Annotated in this window: 14 protein-coding genes; 9 read left to right on the forward strand and 5 right to left on the reverse strand. The window is 38.9% G+C overall.

All coding sequences use genetic code 11. From position 1 onward, the window contains the following. The first annotated feature begins 104 nt into the window (after window positions 1-104). Both QW060_RS16155 and QW060_RS16160 read left to right on the forward strand, forming a co-directional pair. Window positions 105-1,088, forward strand: a complete 984-nt coding sequence (locus tag QW060_RS16155; RefSeq protein ID WP_290364492.1) for a DUF4837 family protein — start codon at window positions 105-107, stop codon at window positions 1,086-1,088. Further along, window positions 1,089-1,529 carry a GNAT family N-acetyltransferase gene (locus QW060_RS16160; RefSeq protein WP_290364493.1) on the forward strand — a complete coding sequence of 147 codons (441 nt, stop codon included), beginning with the start codon at window positions 1,089-1,091 and terminating at the stop codon, window positions 1,527-1,529. It begins immediately after the preceding gene. Here the strand turns inward: QW060_RS16160 and QW060_RS16165 are convergent. The 4 genes from QW060_RS16165 to QW060_RS16180 all read right to left on the reverse strand — a co-directional run bounded on the left by QW060_RS16165 (window position 1,526) and on the right by QW060_RS16180 (window position 6,725). After that, the gene (locus QW060_RS16165; RefSeq protein ID WP_290364494.1) at window positions 1,526-3,502 is read right to left on the reverse strand and encodes a KUP/HAK/KT family potassium transporter; all 1,977 of its coding nucleotides are present in this window, start codon (window positions 3,500-3,502) and stop codon (window positions 1,526-1,528) included. The two genes, QW060_RS16160 and QW060_RS16165, sit on opposite strands and share 4 nt — an antisense overlap. Before the next feature lie 25 nt (window positions 3,503-3,527). Then, window positions 3,528-4,367, reverse strand: coding sequence for a DUF4349 domain-containing protein (locus QW060_RS16170; RefSeq protein ID WP_290364495.1), 840 nt, complete (start codon window positions 4,365-4,367; stop codon window positions 3,528-3,530). A 26-nt stretch (window positions 4,368-4,393) separates the two neighbouring features. Then, window positions 4,394-4,783, reverse strand: a complete 390-nt coding sequence (gene rnpA, locus QW060_RS16175; protein WP_290364496.1) for a ribonuclease P protein component — start codon at window positions 4,781-4,783, stop codon at window positions 4,394-4,396. Between the two features lie 142 nt (window positions 4,784-4,925). Then, window positions 4,926-6,725, reverse strand: a complete 1,800-nt coding sequence (locus QW060_RS16180) for a hypothetical protein (protein ID WP_290364497.1) — start codon at window positions 6,723-6,725, stop codon at window positions 4,926-4,928. Between the two features lie 189 nt (window positions 6,726-6,914). On the opposite strand from QW060_RS16180, the gene QW060_RS16185 reads away from it, so the two are divergent. The 3 genes from QW060_RS16185 (at window position 6,915) to QW060_RS16195 (ending at window position 11,493) form a co-directional block, all read left to right on the forward strand. Continuing rightward, window positions 6,915-7,775 carry an MBL fold metallo-hydrolase gene (locus QW060_RS16185; RefSeq protein WP_290364498.1) on the forward strand — a complete coding sequence of 287 codons (861 nt, stop codon included), beginning with the start codon at window positions 6,915-6,917 and terminating at the stop codon, window positions 7,773-7,775. An 85-nt stretch (window positions 7,776-7,860) separates the two neighbouring features. After that, on the forward strand, window positions 7,861-9,495 hold the full coding sequence (locus tag QW060_RS16190; RefSeq protein WP_290364499.1) for a S8 family peptidase: 1,635 nt from the start codon (window positions 7,861-7,863) through the stop codon (window positions 9,493-9,495). Between the two features lie 99 nt (window positions 9,496-9,594). Continuing rightward, entirely contained in the window at window positions 9,595-11,493 is a 1,899-nt protein-coding gene (locus QW060_RS16195) for a M1 family metallopeptidase (RefSeq protein WP_290364500.1), read from the forward strand. Between the two features lie 71 nt (window positions 11,494-11,564). Here QW060_RS16195 and QW060_RS16200 read toward each other — a convergent pair whose 3' ends face one another. Continuing rightward, window positions 11,565-14,090 (reverse strand): M1 family metallopeptidase, encoded by a 2,526-nt coding sequence (locus QW060_RS16200; protein ID WP_290364501.1) that lies wholly within the window; start codon window positions 14,088-14,090, stop codon window positions 11,565-11,567. Between the two features lie 231 nt (window positions 14,091-14,321). Here QW060_RS16200 and QW060_RS16205 point away from each other — a divergent pair, with 231 nt between their 5' ends. The 4 genes from QW060_RS16205 (at window position 14,322) to sufD (ending at window position 18,434) form a co-directional block, all read left to right on the forward strand. Beyond that, window positions 14,322-14,651, forward strand: coding sequence for a HesB/IscA family protein (locus QW060_RS16205; RefSeq protein WP_290364502.1), 330 nt, complete (start codon window positions 14,322-14,324; stop codon window positions 14,649-14,651). Between the two features lie 69 nt (window positions 14,652-14,720). After that, window positions 14,721-16,175, forward strand: coding sequence for a Fe-S cluster assembly protein SufB (gene sufB, locus QW060_RS16210; protein WP_290364503.1), 1,455 nt, complete (start codon window positions 14,721-14,723; stop codon window positions 16,173-16,175). A 136-nt stretch (window positions 16,176-16,311) separates the two neighbouring features. After that, on the forward strand, window positions 16,312-17,061 hold the full coding sequence (gene sufC / locus QW060_RS16215; RefSeq protein WP_290364790.1) for a Fe-S cluster assembly ATPase SufC: 750 nt from the start codon (window positions 16,312-16,314) through the stop codon (window positions 17,059-17,061). Between the two features lie 59 nt (window positions 17,062-17,120). Beyond that, window positions 17,121-18,434 (forward strand): Fe-S cluster assembly protein SufD, encoded by a 1,314-nt coding sequence (gene sufD / locus QW060_RS16220; protein WP_290364504.1) that lies wholly within the window; start codon window positions 17,121-17,123, stop codon window positions 18,432-18,434. The last annotated feature ends 264 nt before the right edge of the window (window positions 18,435-18,698 follow it).

Below are 18,698 nucleotides of genomic sequence, written 5' to 3' on the forward strand. Positions count from 1 at the left end.
AGTATTGGTTTCAGATTCTTAGAGATACCCGGCCCCAATAATGATGCTAAAACAGACTTTAGAACAAAGTATACGGATAGTCTTAATTTAATTATAATCATCAGGTGAGATTCATTTGGGTTGGAGTGATATTGTTATTGTTCTCGTGTCAGAAATCAGATAAAATCAGAACGGGAAAACTTGTAGATTCTACAGGAAAACGCAATGAACTGACACTTGTTATAGAAGACAGTTTATGGAACGGAGCCGTTGGCGATAGTATTCGCCAACGGCTGGCTGTTCCGTTATATGGTAACCTGCAGGATGAACCTTTATTTGATCTGGTTCAGTACAGTCCAAAAATATTCAATTCTAAAGCTCGGCTGGCCCGCAATGTTATTTCTTTTTCCAATAATGTTGCTTATGAATTCTGGCTGGAAAAAAGCTTTTATGCTACCCCTCAGAATTTTTTCTTCTTACGTGCCAAGAGTAGTAAAGATCTTATTCAGTTATTTCATCAACAGGCAGATTCCATTATCTCGGTATTTAAAAAATCGGAATTAAATGAAGAACTGCATACCATATCCAGAAATAAAGAACAGGATATACCACAGATAAAAAAATACTTTGCGTGTACCTTAAAAGTACCCTCTCAGTTTAAACTCCTTTCATCCAGTAACGAACACTTTGTCTGGCTGCAGAGAGACCTTGCTTCAGGCAACAGTAATCTGGCCTTATTTGAAGTGCCGCTTACAGCTATAGAAAACACAAAAAATACCCTACATAACAACCTGTTGCAGGCAATAGATTCTATGAGTTATCGGTTTATTAAAGGAAGCCGGTCTCACTCTTATCTGTTTGTTGAAGACAGCATCACACCTTTATTTGAGAAAACAAAGCTACAGGACTTTACTACTTATGAAATAAAAGGCGACTGGAATGTTGTAAATGATTTCATGTATGGTCCGTTTATTTGCTATGCGGTAAGGGATGATTATTACAACCGTTATTTATTTCTTTTCGGATTTGTAAACAATCCGTATAAACCCAAACGCGACCTTATATTTGAATTGGAAGCCATATCTAAAACTTTAAATTTATACGAATAGATGGAAGTAAAAATAAAAGCATTTAACGGGTTATCTCTAAACGAACTATATGATATACTGGCTTTGAGAAATGAAGTCTTTATCGTGGAGCAAAATTGCGTTTATCAGGACATCGATTCCAAAGACCAGAAAGCACTTCATGTATTGCTTTATGAAGGAAGTTCCTTAGCGGCCTATGCACGGCTTTTTGACAAAGGAATTGCTTATGATACAGCAGCAATTGGCCGGGTAATAGTTGCTCCGGCATACCGCAATCGCGCATTGGGCGATTTGCTTGTAGACGAGGCCATTAAAGCCATTGAAACGCATTATAAAACAATAAGCATCACCATTTCTGCTCAGGCACATCTACAGCGATTTTATGGCAAACACGAATTTGTCACAGTCTCTGAAGAATACCTTGAAGATGATATTCCTCATGTAAAAATGAAAAGAAACTAACTCTGAGGTCTTCTCTTGAGATTAATCGTACTTTTAGGATGTAAAATCATCGGATAATATTCAATCTTTACCGAACTGTTATCCAGACCAAATGCTTTTTCTTCTGATAAGCTCAAACGTTTGATAAACGAATATACATCCAGAATAAATGCTTCATACCATGGCAGGTCATTATCATACGTAATGGCCTTTTCAATAATCACATATTTAAAATCGCCTAAAATATTGTTTTTTCTCAGAGATTCATATGTACTCAGCGTATCTATCTCTCCGGAAGCGGTAAGATCTTCCAAAACTTTTAAAAACAATTGACTGATTTTAGGAATGACACGGAATCCAAGATAAAAATCAACCCGGATAATATTGTCTGATATATTCTTTACCTGATATTCCATTGTATAAGGAGCATCCAGTACGTTGACATGTAGAAGCCAATATATATCCGCTCTTTTAGGACGTTTACGAAGAATCGAATACACGATTTTCGACTCTATATCTTCTTTGATTCTGGAGTTGGTCAGATAAATAAGGTTGGTAGAATATTTGGCAATTGATTCATCCTTGCTCAAATCGCAGATGACTTTTGAATAATCACTGATTTTAACAAATTCCGTATAATTATTTCGGATCTTCTTGCCCAGAAACCAACTGCACATAACAAATGCGAGTAAAGAGGCAATGATGATAGAAACATAACCTCCATGTGGAAATTTTTCTACATTGGCAATAAAAAAACAGATTTCCAACCCGATATAAAATGTCAGAAATAAAAAGATCAACACTTTATTATACCGTTTCAGGATCATAAAATAGGTGAGCAGTATGGTAGTCGAAATCATACACATGACAATGGCTAAACCGTATGCGGCTTCCATATTACTCGATTCCTGAAAATGAAGTACGATCAGAATACAACCGATGCACAACAGCCAGTTGATAGAAGGTATATAAAGCTGTCCTTTGATAATCGAAGGATATTTTACACGGACTCTTGGCCAGAAATTCAGACGCATAGCTTCATTAATCATGGTAAAAGAACCGGTAATCAATGCCTGAGCAGCAATAATGGCAGCGGCAGTTGCAATACAGATACCTACAGGTAAAAACCATTCAGGCATGATGAGGTAAAAAGGATTTTTTACAGAGGCAACACCGTCAGCGACATACTCAAGAGATTGGTTTTCCTGTGTAATCAGATAAGCACCCTGACCGAAATAATTTAAAACCAACATCGATTTAACAAAAATCCAGCTGATACGAATGTTTTTGATACCACAGTGTCCCAAATCACTATACAAAGCTTCTGCACCGGTAGTACATAAGAACACGAATCCCAATACAAAGAAACCATCCGGATGCAGTTGCAGAAGTTCAATAGCGTGTACCGGATTTAAAGCTTCCAGAATGCTGATGTGACTGATGATTTGAAAAAATCCAAGAACACCCAGCATAAGAAACCAAAGCAGCATAATAGGACCAAAAAACTTTCCGATCAGTTTGGTACCATAACTCTGAAAGAAAAACAGAATGATGATGATCGCAATGACAATAGGAACCGTTTGTATTTCAGGCTGGTAGATTTTAAGACCTTCAATCGCCGATGAGATCGATATAGGCGGCGTAATCACACCATCGGCAATCATAGCACTACCACCAATAATAGCTGGAATAATCAACCATCTTTTTCTGAGCCGTTTCACCAACGTATATAGCGAAAAAATTCCGCCTTCTCCGTTATTATCCGCTTTCAGGGTAAGAAATACATATTTGATGGTCGTCTGTATGGTCAGTGTCCAGAAGACACAGGAAACAGCTCCTATAACCAGCGATCTGCTGATGGGTACATGCCCGAAAATGGCTTTCATCACATACAGAGGTGATGTACCGATATCTCCATAGATGATACCTAAGGTTACCAATAGAGATCCAAAAGTTACGGTACTGAAATGACCGCTTGATTGTTGAGATTTCAAATCCTGAAATTTAGATAATACTCCTTTATTTTTGCTGTTTTCTTTTTCTCATTCGTTTTATGAAAAAATAAAAAACGAGCGAAATTATAATAATAAACGGCCAAATGTATATAATGCCGATAAAGAAATCTGTTAAATTATAAAACCCTTTAACGAATGCGGTTCCCAGCTGAGAAAAGAACGATTCTTTCTGAGACACACTGTAAGGCATTTTTTTATAGATATGCAGCGTTATACTGCTCATGGCTACCTGATTCTGCAGATATTTCAATCGTCCTTCTGTGGCTTCGACTTCTTCTCGGATAGAAGAGAGTTTTTGTTCAATCTCAAGGATATCGCTCATGTTTTTTGCCTGACGCAAAATTTCCAGATACCGGCTTTCAAGTTCTTTCTTTGTTTTCAGACGACTTTCTACATCAATAAATTCTTCTGTAACATCTTTGCGTTCAATTGATTTACGGTCAAAATAAGCGGTTTCCTTTCCGAGATCTGCAATCATAAGGTCAAAAGACTCGGATGGCACACGGATAAAAAAGCTAAGAGAAGGCTGATACTCATTGCCTTCAGACGTTTCGGTGGTGATATAGCCTTTATGTTTTTTAACCAGTTCTTTGATTTTAACCGTACTATCTTCCAGATTTTTAGATTCAAAAACGATATCAGCCGTTTTGATGATTTTCTTTTCGGCTTCCTGAGTAACAGTCGTTATATTTTCGGCACCACCGGATGCTTTATCTGACATTGGTGGTGCGGCTTCAGCCATACCAGCCTGCGTTGACTGATACTCATTAGAAACGGTTTCTGTATGATTATTTCCGCAACTCAGCAGAACCATCAGCAATAAGAGAATAGAAACTTTTTTCATGCCTTTTTTTATTAAAAATAACGAAATTATTTCGTTTTTTCAGATGGAACAGATAGGGTATCAATGAATTTCTGAAAAAGGATTTCCGTTTTTTCAAAAATCTCCTGATAGGTTAACCGCTCTTTTGTCTGATAAAAAAACATCATTGCATAAGGCTTATCAGACTGTTCCAGCAAAATATGCTTATGATGCCGGTAACATTCCCGCAATACGCGTTTAAAATAATTGCGGTCAACCGCTTTTTTAAAATACCTCTTAGAAACAGAAACCCCTATTTGTAAGGGTTCTTCACTTTCTTCCAAAGCTACATATACGAGCCGCAACGGATATTTGGTCACGGTTTTTCCTTCTGTAAAAAGGAGATCGATTACTTTTTGCTTTTTCAGTTTTTCGTTAAGAGGGTAATTAAGAGCCATTTGACATTTTTAATGGGGCAAAGTTACTAAAACCTGAACAAATGAAACTCATCTGTTATTAATTGTAGAGCGTATTACTTTTCCCTTACAACAAAAGCTCCGGAAAAGCGAATTCCGGAGCCTCTGAATGTTCATTTTCAGCTTAAGAGAATTTTATTCCTGTCAAAACAGTTTTATAATGTTGTAAGGCAGTATAAATAGTTAGTCGTTGGGTGGTAAAAAAAGCAACTTCAGAAAACAACTGTTCATAATACGCAATTCCGTTGAGCAGATGTTCTCTAAAAGAGCTCCATTTTTTTATTTGCACAGCGGTAGAATTATCTGAAAAAGAAGCCATTTCATTTTGAAGATGGTTTGTGTACATTCCGAGTTCTTTTATAAAGAAATGAGGGCGGTTTTCCTGTGTCATTACAGACGTACCTCCATAAATGTGCTGCACCATTTCTGTCAGAGAAACTTCCTTATCAAAATAAGCGAGGTTAGGACCGGGACAAATCACCACACCCTGCTGCTGCCCTTTGATAGGTATATTGTTTTCCAGATAACTTGCATTGGCCAAGCCCACACACAAACACGCCTTAACCGTAATGCCGTGTTTTCTTTTGTCAAAATCGGCAGAGGTAAGTTGCGCTCTTATGGATTCTAATTCCTTTAATTTTATATCCTGATATTTTTTAGAAGCAGTACACAGACCGGAATTTTCATAGGTAGTATCCAGTGCCAGAAGTTTTTTTGGACAGGAACTGCCGGCTTTATTCTCGGCAATTCTCTTTTCTTTCCAGAAATCATTGCTGACTCCTTTAACCGAATTAAACGGTACTCCCAAAGGAGAAATGTTACTCAGATAAAAATCCTCTTCATGGGCATTTTTCAGCAAAGTACGTGTCTCCTCATCTACGGAAGTAGCTTCGGGTACCAGTAAAAACGGAGAACCCCATCCTACGGAGTCCAATTCATAGTATGAGAGCAGAAAAGCATGCTCTTCTGCAGTACCAACGCCTCCCTGAGCCGTAATTTTGAGTGGTAAAAGATCCTGAGGTACCGGCAGCTTCTTTATTTCCAGAGCTTTACTCAGCAATTCATGGGCTGAGGTTACAAGTTGATGTTTTTTGTCTTTAAATTCCTGCAAAATAGGGCCCAGTAAAAAACCGTCCGTTGCAAAAGCATGTCCTCCGCAGTTCAGTCCGGATTCAATTCGGTATTCCGAAACCCATAAACCCTTTTTGGCAAGAAAATGACCTTGTATCATTGCAGATCTGAAATCACTTACTTTCAAAACAATCTTCTTTTTCAGTTGTCCGGCTGCATCTGGAAAAAAGTCACTGAAGGTTTCCAGATAACTATACAGCTTGGGATTCATCCCGGCAGATAATACCAGAGAAGAGTTCAGACTGCTTTGCGCAAAACCACGTACAGCCGCATGTGCATCGTTAAAGGCAACAGGCAGAGGAGTGTTTTCTTTATCAAAATGAGGTTTGTCTACCTTCGTCATCACATTTACATCAATAGCACCGGGTAAAAAGAAGTTGTCCAGATATGTTTTTACAGCTTCTTTAATATGCTCTCCGGTGTGCAGCAGAGATTCAAGTTTCTTTTTAAACTCAGAAGCGTGTGGCAGCGTTGTAATATATTTCTCTAAAGCTTCTCTGTTACCCGAAAGCTCATTTTTAAAAGCATCCACTTTATCGCGCACCAGCTTATCCATAAAATTGAGATAACTGGTAATCCTTTGTGCTCTGTAATCGTTAAACTTCTGTTTGATTTCCTGATAAGGTACTGAAAATTGAGCACTGTAAAAAGCCCTCATTTTTTCGAGCAATTCATCGTCTGTGATCGAAACTACAGATGAAATACCATAATGTGCCACACGAAGAGGCGTATCAACGGTATATGAAAGTCCCATAACGGGAATATGAAAAGTATGAATGGTATTTGGGTTCATATAAAAAGAATAAGATGCGAATTTTGCGAATTTTAAACATGTAACAGCTGATAAATATCATATTCCTTTGTTTTCTTATGAAAAAAATGTTTTTTGGGATGATGTAATGCTGTAAGGCACTGGATAAAAAAAGTAAAAACAGCATAATTTCTATAAAAATTGTATTTTTACTGTTTAAATAAAAAAAGGATGAAATTACACGCGATAGAAGCCGGAAATTTTAAACTGGATGGCGGAGCTATGTTTGGGGTTGTTCCCAAAACACTTTGGAACAAAACCAACCCTGCTGATGCTAATAATCTGATTGATATTGCTGCCCGTTGTCTGCTTATTGAAGACGGAGACCGTCTTATTCTGATTGATACGGGAATGGGGAACAAGCAGTCAGAAAAGTTTTTTGGATATTATAACCTGTGGGGCGATTTTAGCCTGAATCGATCCTTAAAAGAAAAAGGATTTGCTCCTGAGGATATTACAGATGTATTTCTTACCCATCTTCACTTTGATCACTCTGGTGGTGCTGTGAGCTGGAATAAAGACAGAACCGGATATGAGCCTACCTTTAAAAATGCCCGGTATTGGTCTAATAAAAATCACTGGGAATGGGCAACCAAACCCAATGCACGGGAAAAGGCCTCTTTTCTTTCCGAAAACATTCTTCCGATACAGGAAGCGGGGCAATTGCATTTTATCGAACATCCTTCAACTGATTTTAAAACGGAATCAGAATTGGGATTCGGTATCTATTTTGTAGACGGACATACCGAAAAACAAATGATACCGCATATAGAGTACAAAGGACAAACTATTGTTTTTTGTGCCGACCTGCTGGCAACCGCAGGACATCTTCCGTTACCGTATGTGATGGGATACGATACAAGACCATTGCTTACATTAGGCGAAAAAGAAAAATTTCTGAACCAGGCTGCTGACCACAACTATCTGTTGTTTCTGGAGCATGATGCCCACAATCCTGTTATTACGGTACAGCATACCGAAAAAGGGGTGCGCCTCAAAGAAATACTGGCTCTTGAAGATGTATTAAAGTAATGTTAAACCTTCGGCGAAGATGTAACAATATCCACGTCATAAACACCAATAAACAAAAATAAAGTATAAACAAACAAGTATAAATATGAAAATCAACAAAGCGTTTTATCTGTCTGCGGTTCTCGCACTTGCTTTGACAGGATGTAGTTCTACCCAGCAGTATTACCTGCCAAACATAAGTAAATTAGAGCCTATTACAAATGCAGATCACCTGCCAACCCGTACTTCAGATCTTTCAGAAAAAGACTTGCAAAGATGGAGTCATCTGGATATTCTAAGAGATACCGTTCCGGGAATGTCTGTAGACCGTGCTTATGAAGAACTCATCAAAGGAAAAAAAGGAAAAAAAGTAATTGTAGGAGTTATTGATTCCGGTGTTGAAATTGATCATGAAGATTTGAAAGCTGCGATCTGGACCAATCCTAAAGAAAAAGCAGGAAACAACATTGACGATGATAAAAACGGTTATATAGACGATATACACGGATGGAACTTCTTAGGTAAAGCCAATGAAGAAAATCTGGAATTGACACGTATCGTAAAACGCGGAGATGATGGTTCTGAAACCTACAAAAGAGCTAAAAAAGAACTGGAAGAGAAAAAAGCGAAATTAACTTCAGGTCGTATTCAGGCTGATATGCTGTATAACTCTTTTGATACAGTATCAAAATACCTTAAAAAAGAAGACATCACCAAAGAAGATGTTGACAATATCTCTGCTGATGCTCCTGCAGAAGTTCTTCAGGCAAAAAACATCATGTATGTGGTGTTGGCCAATAATCTTACAAGAGAAAAATTGGAAGAATATAAAGAATACTATGATGGTCAGGAAAAATACAACTTAAATGTAAATTTCGACGGGCGCAGCATTGTAGGAGATAATCCTGCAGACATCAATGATACCAACTACGGAAATAATGATGTTCTCGGAGACAGAAAACATGCCAAACACGGAACACACGTTGCGGGAATCATTGCTCAGACAAGACATAACGGATTGGGCGGAGACGGAGTCGCTTCTGACGTTGTAGAAATCATGGCAGTAAGAGCCGTTCCGGACGGAGATGAGTATGATAAAGACGTAGCTTTAGCAATTCGCTATGCGGTTGACAACGGCGCTAAAGTAATCAACGGAAGTTTTGGTAAATACTATCAGGAAAACAGTCAGTGGGTACGTGATGCTATCAAATATGCCGGAGATAAAGACGTATTGATTGTAGTAGCTGCCGGAAATGATTCTAAAGATCTGAACCCTGCATCAGGAGATGTAGAAAGATACCCGAATGATGTTGATCCTAAGACCGGAAAAGAAGTTTCTGACAATTTCTTGGTAGTAGGAGCTTTAAATCCGGAATTCGGAGAAGGAATGGTGGCGAGCTTTTCTAACTTTGGAAGCAAAGATGTTGATGTATTCGGACCTGGTGTAGAGATTTATGCAACGGTACCTTTTGGTAAATATGATTTCTTACAGGGAACATCTATGGCATCGCCAAACGTGGCAGGTGTTGCGGCATTGATCCGTTCTTACTATCCTAACTTAAAAGCAGGACAGGTAAAACAAATCTTAAAAGATTCCGGAGTAGCGGTAAATAAAGAAGTAATTGTTGCAGGTAAGAAAACAGACAAACGCGATTTCAGTGCTATTTCAACTTCAGGAAAATTTGTAAATGCTTATAATGCGTTAATTATGGCAGACAAAATTTCCAGAGGGAAAAAATAATTCAGCATAACGAATTTATTTATAACCACTTATTTTCTTTATATTTATTGACTTTCAGTAAAATAACGTAAATAAGTGGTTTAATTTTTTTAAATGATTATGAAAAATCTTTTATTTTTTATTGTTTGCATTTCAACTTCCGTTTTTGCTCAGCACAACAATCCGAACAAAGGATACTGGCAGCAGCATGTGAAGTACAAGATGAATGTAGACATGGATGTTAAATCCTTTACCTATACGGGAACACAGGAGCTTGTCTATACCAACAATTCTCCTGATACACTTAAAAATGTTTACTACCATTTATACTTCAATGCATTTCAGCCCGGCAGTGAGATGGATGCACGGCTTACGGCTATAGCAGATCCGGACAAAAGAATGGTAAAAAGCTTCAAGGCACCTGATGGTCAGATAAAAAAGCAAAGCAAAATAGCGGATATGAAACCCAATGAAATCGGGTTTTTAAAGGTTACCAATCTCAAACAAGACGGTGTTGCACTGACCAGCAAAGTGGTGGGTACCGTATTGGAAGTTGTGTTGGCGAAACCCTTGTTGCCGGGTACTTCCACTACTTTTACCATGAATTTTGAAGGACAGGCTCCGGTGATGGTGCGCAGAGCCGGACGCAATTCAGAAGAAGGTGTTGCCTTGTCGATGACCCAGTGGTTTCCGAAAATGGCCGAATTCGATTTCGAAGGCTGGCATGCAGATCCGTATATCGGAAGAGAATTTCACGGGGTTTGGGGAGATTTTGATGTCAAAATTACCATTGATAAAAACTACACCATTGGAGGTACGGGATACCTTCAAAACAAAAATGAAATCGGACATGGGTATGAAGATGAGGGAGTGGTGGTAAAGCATGATAAAAAGCAGAAAAAGCTTACCTGGCATTTTATAGCTCCGAATGTACATGATTTTGCATGGGGAGCCGATAATGATTTTATCCATGACAAGGTAATCGGGCCTAATAATGTAGAACTTCATTTCTTTTACAAAAACAAGCCGAATGTAGTTGAAAACTGGAAAAAGCTACAGCCTAAAACCGTAGCCTTACTCGACTTTTTCAACAAAGCAATCGGAGAATATCCGTATAAACAATACTCTGTTATTCAGGGTGGCGACGGTGGTATGGAGTATGCTATGTGTACCCTCATTACCGGAGAGCGCAGTCTGCCAAGCCTCATTGGTGTTACTGCACATGAGCTGGCACATATGTGGTTTCAGCATATACTGGCAACAAACGAATCTAAACACGAATGGATGGACGAAGGATTTACCTCTTTTATTTCCGATTTTGCGGTCAATCAGATCATGGAAAAAGAAAATCAGGAAGATGAGCATCCGTTTGCCTCTATGTATGCCAACTATTACTATATGGTAAAAAAAGGAGGTGAGCAGCCTCTGACCACACATGCAGACCGATTTGATGATAATATGAACTATGGTATATCGGCATATTCCAAAGGAGCTATTTTCATCACGCAACTGGCGTATGTTATCGGTTGGGATAATACGTTTAAAACGCTTAAACGCTACTATAACGATTATAAATTTTCTCATCCGACACCAAATGATTTTAAACGTACGGCTGAGCGTGTTTCGGGGGCTAATCTGGACTGGTATCTTGTAGATTTCACTCAGACTACCAACACCATTGATTACGGTATTAAAAGCGTTAATGAAAATGCAGGGCAAACCAAAGTGGTTTTGGAACGCATCGGACGTATGCCGATGCCGCTGGATATTCTTGTGATCTATGAAGACGATACCACAGAATCCTTTTATATTCCTAATACGTTAATGCGTTGGATCAAAGAAAATCCGTATCCGGAAATCAAAAGAAGCGTATTAAAACCGTGGGATTGGGCTTATTCTACTTACGATTTTAGTTTTGATACCAAAGGAAAGAAAATTAAAAACATTGTTATTGATCCGTCACAGCTGATGGCAGACATCGATCAGAAAAACAATGTATATCCGCAGGTAGCACAATAAGCATAGTACGCCTTGCGACTTAAACCGACGAGAAAAAAAAGAGAGATGATTCCATCTCTCTTTTTTTATATTTAAAACTCTGATAAAAGCGTTTCAAGTAATTTTACCTGCTCTTGCAGGCTTTGAGAAGCCGGATTTTTTTGCTGTGCGGCTTTCTTTTGAGTGAGCCCGTTTGTAATCATAATTTTAACAATCATACTTACCTGAGGTCCGTCACCCAATTCTTTTTTTAACTGCCGGTAAAGCATCGCTATTTTATTCGTAGCATCCGGAGTATCATTTTGCATGATCCAGTCAAAGGCATCTTCCAGTACTTTGCCGGTGTCGGGATCCTGAAATTTTATGAGGTAATAAAACGCTGCAGATTCTGCAATCAGCTTTGCTTTATTCCAATCGTTATTTCGGATCCATTGCGGAATCATAAGCAATGAAGCTTCCTGATTTTTTGCCAGTACTTCTTCATCCATATTCTTCATATAACGTTCCATCTCTTTCGGGTTGTTTTTAATCAGATAGCTCAATGCAGCACTTTGTACGCTGAAAGAAGGACTTTTCAAAGCCCTTTCAAAAAGAGGCGTGTCTTTTATGTCTGCTTCCCATAATGCGGTCAGTGCAGCGGCTTGTACAAGCGTTTGCTTGTCTTTCTCAGCAATGGTTTTCAGTTCGGCTGTAAAAGTCTTTTTTACCGATTCAGGAGACAGTTTTTCAATCACTTCTTTTCGCAATCCGTAATACGGATCCGTTAGAGCCTTTCTTAAAGTTTCTGTTACACGGGTATTTGTCTGCTGGTCATATAATCCGTCAAGTGCCTCTTTTCTTATGCCATAACTTGCTCCGGGACTCAGATAAGCAGCGATATTCTCTTCAACAGAACGGTCTTCCTCGATTTCTGCAAGCAATACTTTTTCCGGATTTATCAGCACTACATCCGGCTTTTTTGCCGCATCAAACATCAGAGTACTATTTTCTTCCTTAGCAATCCATACCTGATGACGCATAGGTTTACCATTGATTATCACATCAATATCCAATGGAAATTCAAATAAATTTTTCTGTGTCTGACGGATTTTCAGGGTTACTTTTTTGGTTTGAGCATCATACGACTGTTGTACCGTCAGTTTCGGATGGCCGGAACCATAGTACCATTGATTAAAAAACCAGTTCAGATCGCGTCCGCTCACTTCTTCCAGAGCAAGACGCAATTGTGTAGCTTCTGCCTTTCCGTATTCATGCTGCTTCAGATAGCGATTCAGACCTTTAAAAAAAGCATCATCTCCGAGATAATTGCGCAGCATGTGTAAAACCCCCATTCCTCCTTTGTTATAGGATATGTCGTCAAACATATCTTCACGGGAGTTATAATGAATACGAACCAGATCTTTTTCATATCCGTTGCCCGATTGGTAAGCACTCAAGTCTGCCAGACGGTGATCTTCTGCCTTATCTTTACCGTATTTATGTTCAAACCACAGGTATTCAGAGTAATTGGCAAAAGACTCATTTACCGTAAGATTCGACCAGCTTTCTGCTGTTACCAGATCTCCAAACCAGTGGTGAAACAACTCATGCGCAATCACGGACTCCCAGATGTTTTCATCGATCAGCTGTCCCGGTTTTTGCTGTGCATCTTCCTTGTGCAGTGTAGCGGTAGTATTTTCCATAGCACCGCTGACAAAATCCCTACCCACCATCTGATCGTATTTTGGCCACGGATACGGATAGTCAAGCAAATCGGAAAAAAACTGCATCATAGCTGGTGTATCTCCAAAAATCTGTTTTGCATAAGCAGCGTATTCTTTTTCTACATAGTAGTTTACAGGAATCTGATTCCATTGATCTTTTACGATAGCAAAATCACCGATTCCCATAAAAAACAGATAAGGAGCATGCTTTTGTTCCATCTTCCAGTAATCGGTACGGGTACCGTTACTGTTTTTCGTCTGGTTTTTCAGAACCCCGTTAGACAGCGTCACATATTGGTCGGGAACCGTCATATAGATTTCACTGGTAGATTTCTGATTGGTCTTGTCAATTGTCGGAAACCAGCCCGATGATGATTCCGTTTCTCCCTGAGTCCAGATCTGTATCGGTTTGTCGGTATCGGCTCCTGTCGGGTTTATAAAATACAATCCTTTGGCATCGTGAATCGCTTCACTGCCTTCATGGGTCACTTTGTTGGGTTGTGCCACATATTTTACATAAATATCAAATGTTTCTGACCGCTGATATGATTTGTCCAATGTGATCAAAAGCTGCTGATCGTCATAGGAATATTTGAGTTTTTTAAGCGCTTTACCCTGAGCTAATGCCACTTCTTTGATGACCATATTTTTAGCATCAAGTATGAGTTTATCAGTTGCATAAAAATGTGGTTTCAGCGTAATCCATGCTTCCCCTTCAGCTTCCTGTTTCTGATAGTCAAAACTGATGGCTATTTTGGTATGAATCAGATTGTGCTGTATTTCAGGTTCCGCTCTGTAGATGGTGAGGTTATTATCCTTTTTTTCAGAATAGCTCGGAGGCAGAGTGGTAACCTGTGCGTGAACGGTTTCAAGTATACAAAAAGCTACTGCTACCGTTAAAATAATTTTTTTCATAAGAAAACGCATTTGGAGTCTGTAAATTAGACTACTAAAATACTCTTTTTAAGAAAACAAAAACCAGATTTTTAAAAATTCTCGTCAGCGTGGGAAGTCATACGTTAAAGCGAAAAGCCATGAGCATAAATTTTATCTATACTTCCATACGTTATAAAAGTGTTACGAAACATGATAAAAATCATAAAATGTGGTATCTTTGCGGATGATAAAGTTTAAAGCAAAAAAATCATGATAAAAGTTTCAGAATCTGCTGCTAAAAGAGTAGCGCTATTAATGGAAGATGATGGTTTTAGCCCGGTGAACGATTTTGTGCGCGTGGGTGTAAAAAGCGGCGGATGTTCCGGGTTGGAGTATGAATTAAAATTTGATAAAGAAACAACAGATACCGATAAAGTTTTTGAAGACAACGGCGTAAAAATTGCCGTTGATAAAAAAAGCTTCCTGTATTTAATAGGAACCACATTGGAATATTCGGGAGGATTAAACGGAAAAGGATTCGTTTTTAACAATCCGAATGCTTCGAGAACCTGCGGATGCGGAGAAAGTTTTTCGCTATAATAACCATACGATAAAGATTGAATTTTTAAAGCGCTTTCACAAAAAGGGTTTTAATATTTAAAAGAAAATATGTCAAAATATACAGAAGAAGAATTAAAGAAAGAACTTGAGACAAAGGAATATGAATACGGATTTTATACGGATATAGAATCGGAAACATTTCCTATTGGTTTGAATGAAGAGATTGTAAGAGCGATTTCGAAAAAGAAAGAGGAACCGGAATGGATGACGAATTGGCGTTTAGAGGCTTTTCGTATCTGGAAGGAAATGAAAGAACCGGATTGGGCAAATGTAACGTATCAGAAACCGGATTTCCAGGCCATTTCTTATTATTCGGCTCCGAAGAAAAAAGACCAGTATAAAAGTCTGGATGAGGTAGATCCTGAATTATTGGAAACCTTTAAAAAGTTAGGAATTTCTATTGAAGAACAAAAGAGATTATCCGGTGTAGAAGTTGCCATGGACATCGTTATGGATTCCGTATCGGTAGCGACGACTTTTCGCGATACGTTAGCAGAAAAAGGAATTATTTTCTGTTCCATTTCTGAAGCGATCAGAGAACACGGAGATCTGGTACAGCAATATTTGGGAACGGTAGTGCCTCAGAAAGACAACTTTTATGCAGCTTTGAACTCGGCGGTTTTCTCTGATGGATCGTTCTGCTATATTCCAAAAGGAGTGCGTTGTCCGATGGAATTGTCTACGTACTTCCGTATCAATCAGGCAGGAACAGGGCAGTTCGAAAGAACTTTGCTGATTGCAGATCAGGATTCGTATGTCTCTTATCTCGAAGGATGTACAGCACCTTCACGTGATGAAAACCAGCTGCATGCCGCAGTTGTGGAGCTCATTGCTCTTGACGGCGCAGAAATCAAATATTCTACGGTACAGAACTGGTTTCCGGGAGACAAAGACGGAAAAGGCGGAGTGTTTAACTTTGTGACCAAACGTGCTTTGTGTGAGAAAAATGCAAAAGTATCCTGGACACAGGTAGAAACCGGATCGGCAGTAACCTGGAAATACCCTTCATGCATCCTTAAAGGAGACAATTCGGTAGGGGAGTTTTATTCCATTGCGGTAACCAACAACTTCCAGCAGGCAGATACCGGAACCAAAATGATCCATTTGGGTAAAAACACCAAATCTACCATCATTTCAAAAGGAATTTCTGCGGGCAGATCACAAAACAGCTATAGAGGATTGGTTCAGATAGGACCGCGTGCAGAAAATGCGCGTAACTTTTCGCAGTGTGATTCCCTGTTGATGGGCAATGAATGCGGAGCGCATACATTTCCGTATATCGAATCTAAAAACAGTACGGCAAAACTGGAGCATGAGGCTACGACGAGCAAAATCGGAGAAGACCAGATTTTTTACTGCAACCAGAGAGGAATACCGACAGAAAAAGCCATTGCTTTGATCGTAAACGGATTTTCTAAAGAAGTGTTGAATAAACTGCCAATGGAGTTTGCTGTAGAAGCACAGAAATTACTCGAAATCTCTTTAGAGGGATCGGTAGGATAATAAAAATGCATTCCTGCCGTATGCGGGCTAAAAAATAATAACATCAAAACAAAAACAACACGAAATTTTGATGCAACCTGTTACAAAAGCAATGCTAAAGGTTGGATGTTCAAATTTTCAAATGACCCAATTAATTATGTTATCAATAAAAAACTTACATGCCTCTGTTGAGGACAAAGAGATATTAAAAGGCATTAATCTTGAGGTAAAACCAGGAGAAATTCATGCGATAATGGGACCAAACGGTGCCGGAAAAAGTACCCTTTCTTCTGTAATTGCAGGAAATGAAAATTTTGAAGTTACGGAAGGATCTGTTTCTTTGGATGGAGAAGACCTTAGTGAACTGAGTCCGGAAGAAAGAGCACACCACGGAATCTTTTTATCCTTTCAGTATCCGGTAGAAATACCCGGAGTTTCGGTAACCAACTTTATGAAAACAGCGATCAATGAATCGCGCAAAGCAAGAGGATTGGAAGACATGCCGGCGAATGAAATGTTGAAACTCATCAAAGAAAAGGCAGAACTATTGGAGATTGACCGTAAATTTCTTTCCCGTTCATTAAACGAAGGCTTTTCAGGAGGAGAGAAAAAGCGTAATGAAATCTTTCAGATGGCGATGCTGGATCCGAAAGTAGCCATTCTGGATGAAACGGATTCGGGCTTGGATATCGATGCGTTGCGTATTGTAGCCAACGGCGTAAATAAACTCAAAAGCGATAAAAATGCTGTTGTAGTCATTACCCACTATCAGCGTTTGCTCGAATACATTGTGCCGGATTTTGTCCATGTACTTATGGATGGAAAAATTGTAAAGTCAGGTACCAAAGAACTGGCATTGGAATTAGAAGAAAAAGGATACGATTGGATTAAAGCAGAATTAGCTTAGTGACCGGTTTACTGTTTCGAGATTGTATCACGGAACAGCAAACGTTAAACCACATTTAAATGGATTTAAAAGAAAAATTATTATCATCATTTATTGCTTTTGAACAACGCGTAGATACCGATTCACAGTTACACGATATCCGTACGGAAGCATTAAAAGTATTTGAAGAAAAAGGATTTCCTACCAAAAAAGAAGAAGCGTGGAAATACACTTCTTTAAACGCTGTTTTAAACAACGAATTCAGCATTTTTCCAAAAAATGACGAAGCGATAGAATTCAAAGAGGTCAAAAAATACTTTTTAAATGATGTAGATACCTATAAACTTGTATTTATAAACGGCGTATTCAGTTCGCATCTTTCCTCTACCACACATGATGGTCTGGATGTTTGCTTAATGTCTTCGGCATTGACCAAACCAAAATACAAAATGATTATCGATACCTATTTCAATCAGATATCCGATAAAAACGACAGCCTTACCAATCTGAATACAGCCTATGCGTATGAGGGTGCGTTTATCAACATCCCGAAATCTACGGTGGTAGCCAAACCTATAGAAATCGTATATCTGACCCATCATGATCAGCCGGTTTTTGTACAGCCGCGTAACCTTGTGATTGTTGGAGAAAATGCACACGTACAGATACTGGAGCGCCATCAGAGTCTCACATCGGCACCTGTACTGACAAATTCAGTAACGGAGATCTTTGCACAGAAACGCGCTATTGTAGATTATTACAAACTGCAAAATGATGTACAGACCGCCAATCTGGTTGACAATACCTATGCGGCTCAGAAACAGGAAAGCCGTGTATTGGTTCACACCTTCTCTTTCGGGGGTAATATTACAAGAAACAACCTGAACTTCCATCATCAGGGAGAGCGTATTGACAGTACGCTAAAGGGAATCACATTGATTGGCGACAAACAGCACGTAGACCACTATACTCTGGTAGATCATGCACAGCCCAACTGTGAGAGCCACCAGAATTACAAAGGGATATATGATGATCGCTCTACGGGGGTTTTCAACGGAAAAATATATGTAGAAAAAATTGCTCAGAAAACCGATGCTTTTCAGCAAAACAACAACATATTGCTAAGTGATAAAGCAACGCTTAATACCAAGCCGCAGTTAGAAATTTTTGCTGACGACGTAAAATGTTCGCATGGATGTACCATAGGACAGTTAGACGAATCGGCCATGTTTTATATGCAGCAGAGAGGTATTCCTAAAAAAGAAGCCCGTGCTTTACTGATGTATGCGTTTACAGATGAGGTACTCTCTTCTGTAGCCATTCCGGATCTTAAAAATAAATTGAGCCGTGTGATTGCTACCAAACTCGGTGTAAATATGGGATTTGAAATATAAATATTCCCGATACAGTAAAATAAAAGCCCGGCAATACTGCCGGGCTTTTTTATGGTGTAAGACCACCCAACAGGCTTTTGAGTAAGATATTGGGCGTGGGAAAGTTGGGATTGGGGATTATTTTCCATTTTTGTCATAAAATCTGTTACAATACTGTAACAAATTAAAAAATATTCGTTTTTTACTTGTGTTATTAACACAAATGCAATATGTTTGTTTCCAAATAATCTTAGGCAGTTTCCTTCTACCGCTGCCTTAGTTTTT

The organism is Paenimyroides ceti (assembly GCF_030409925.1).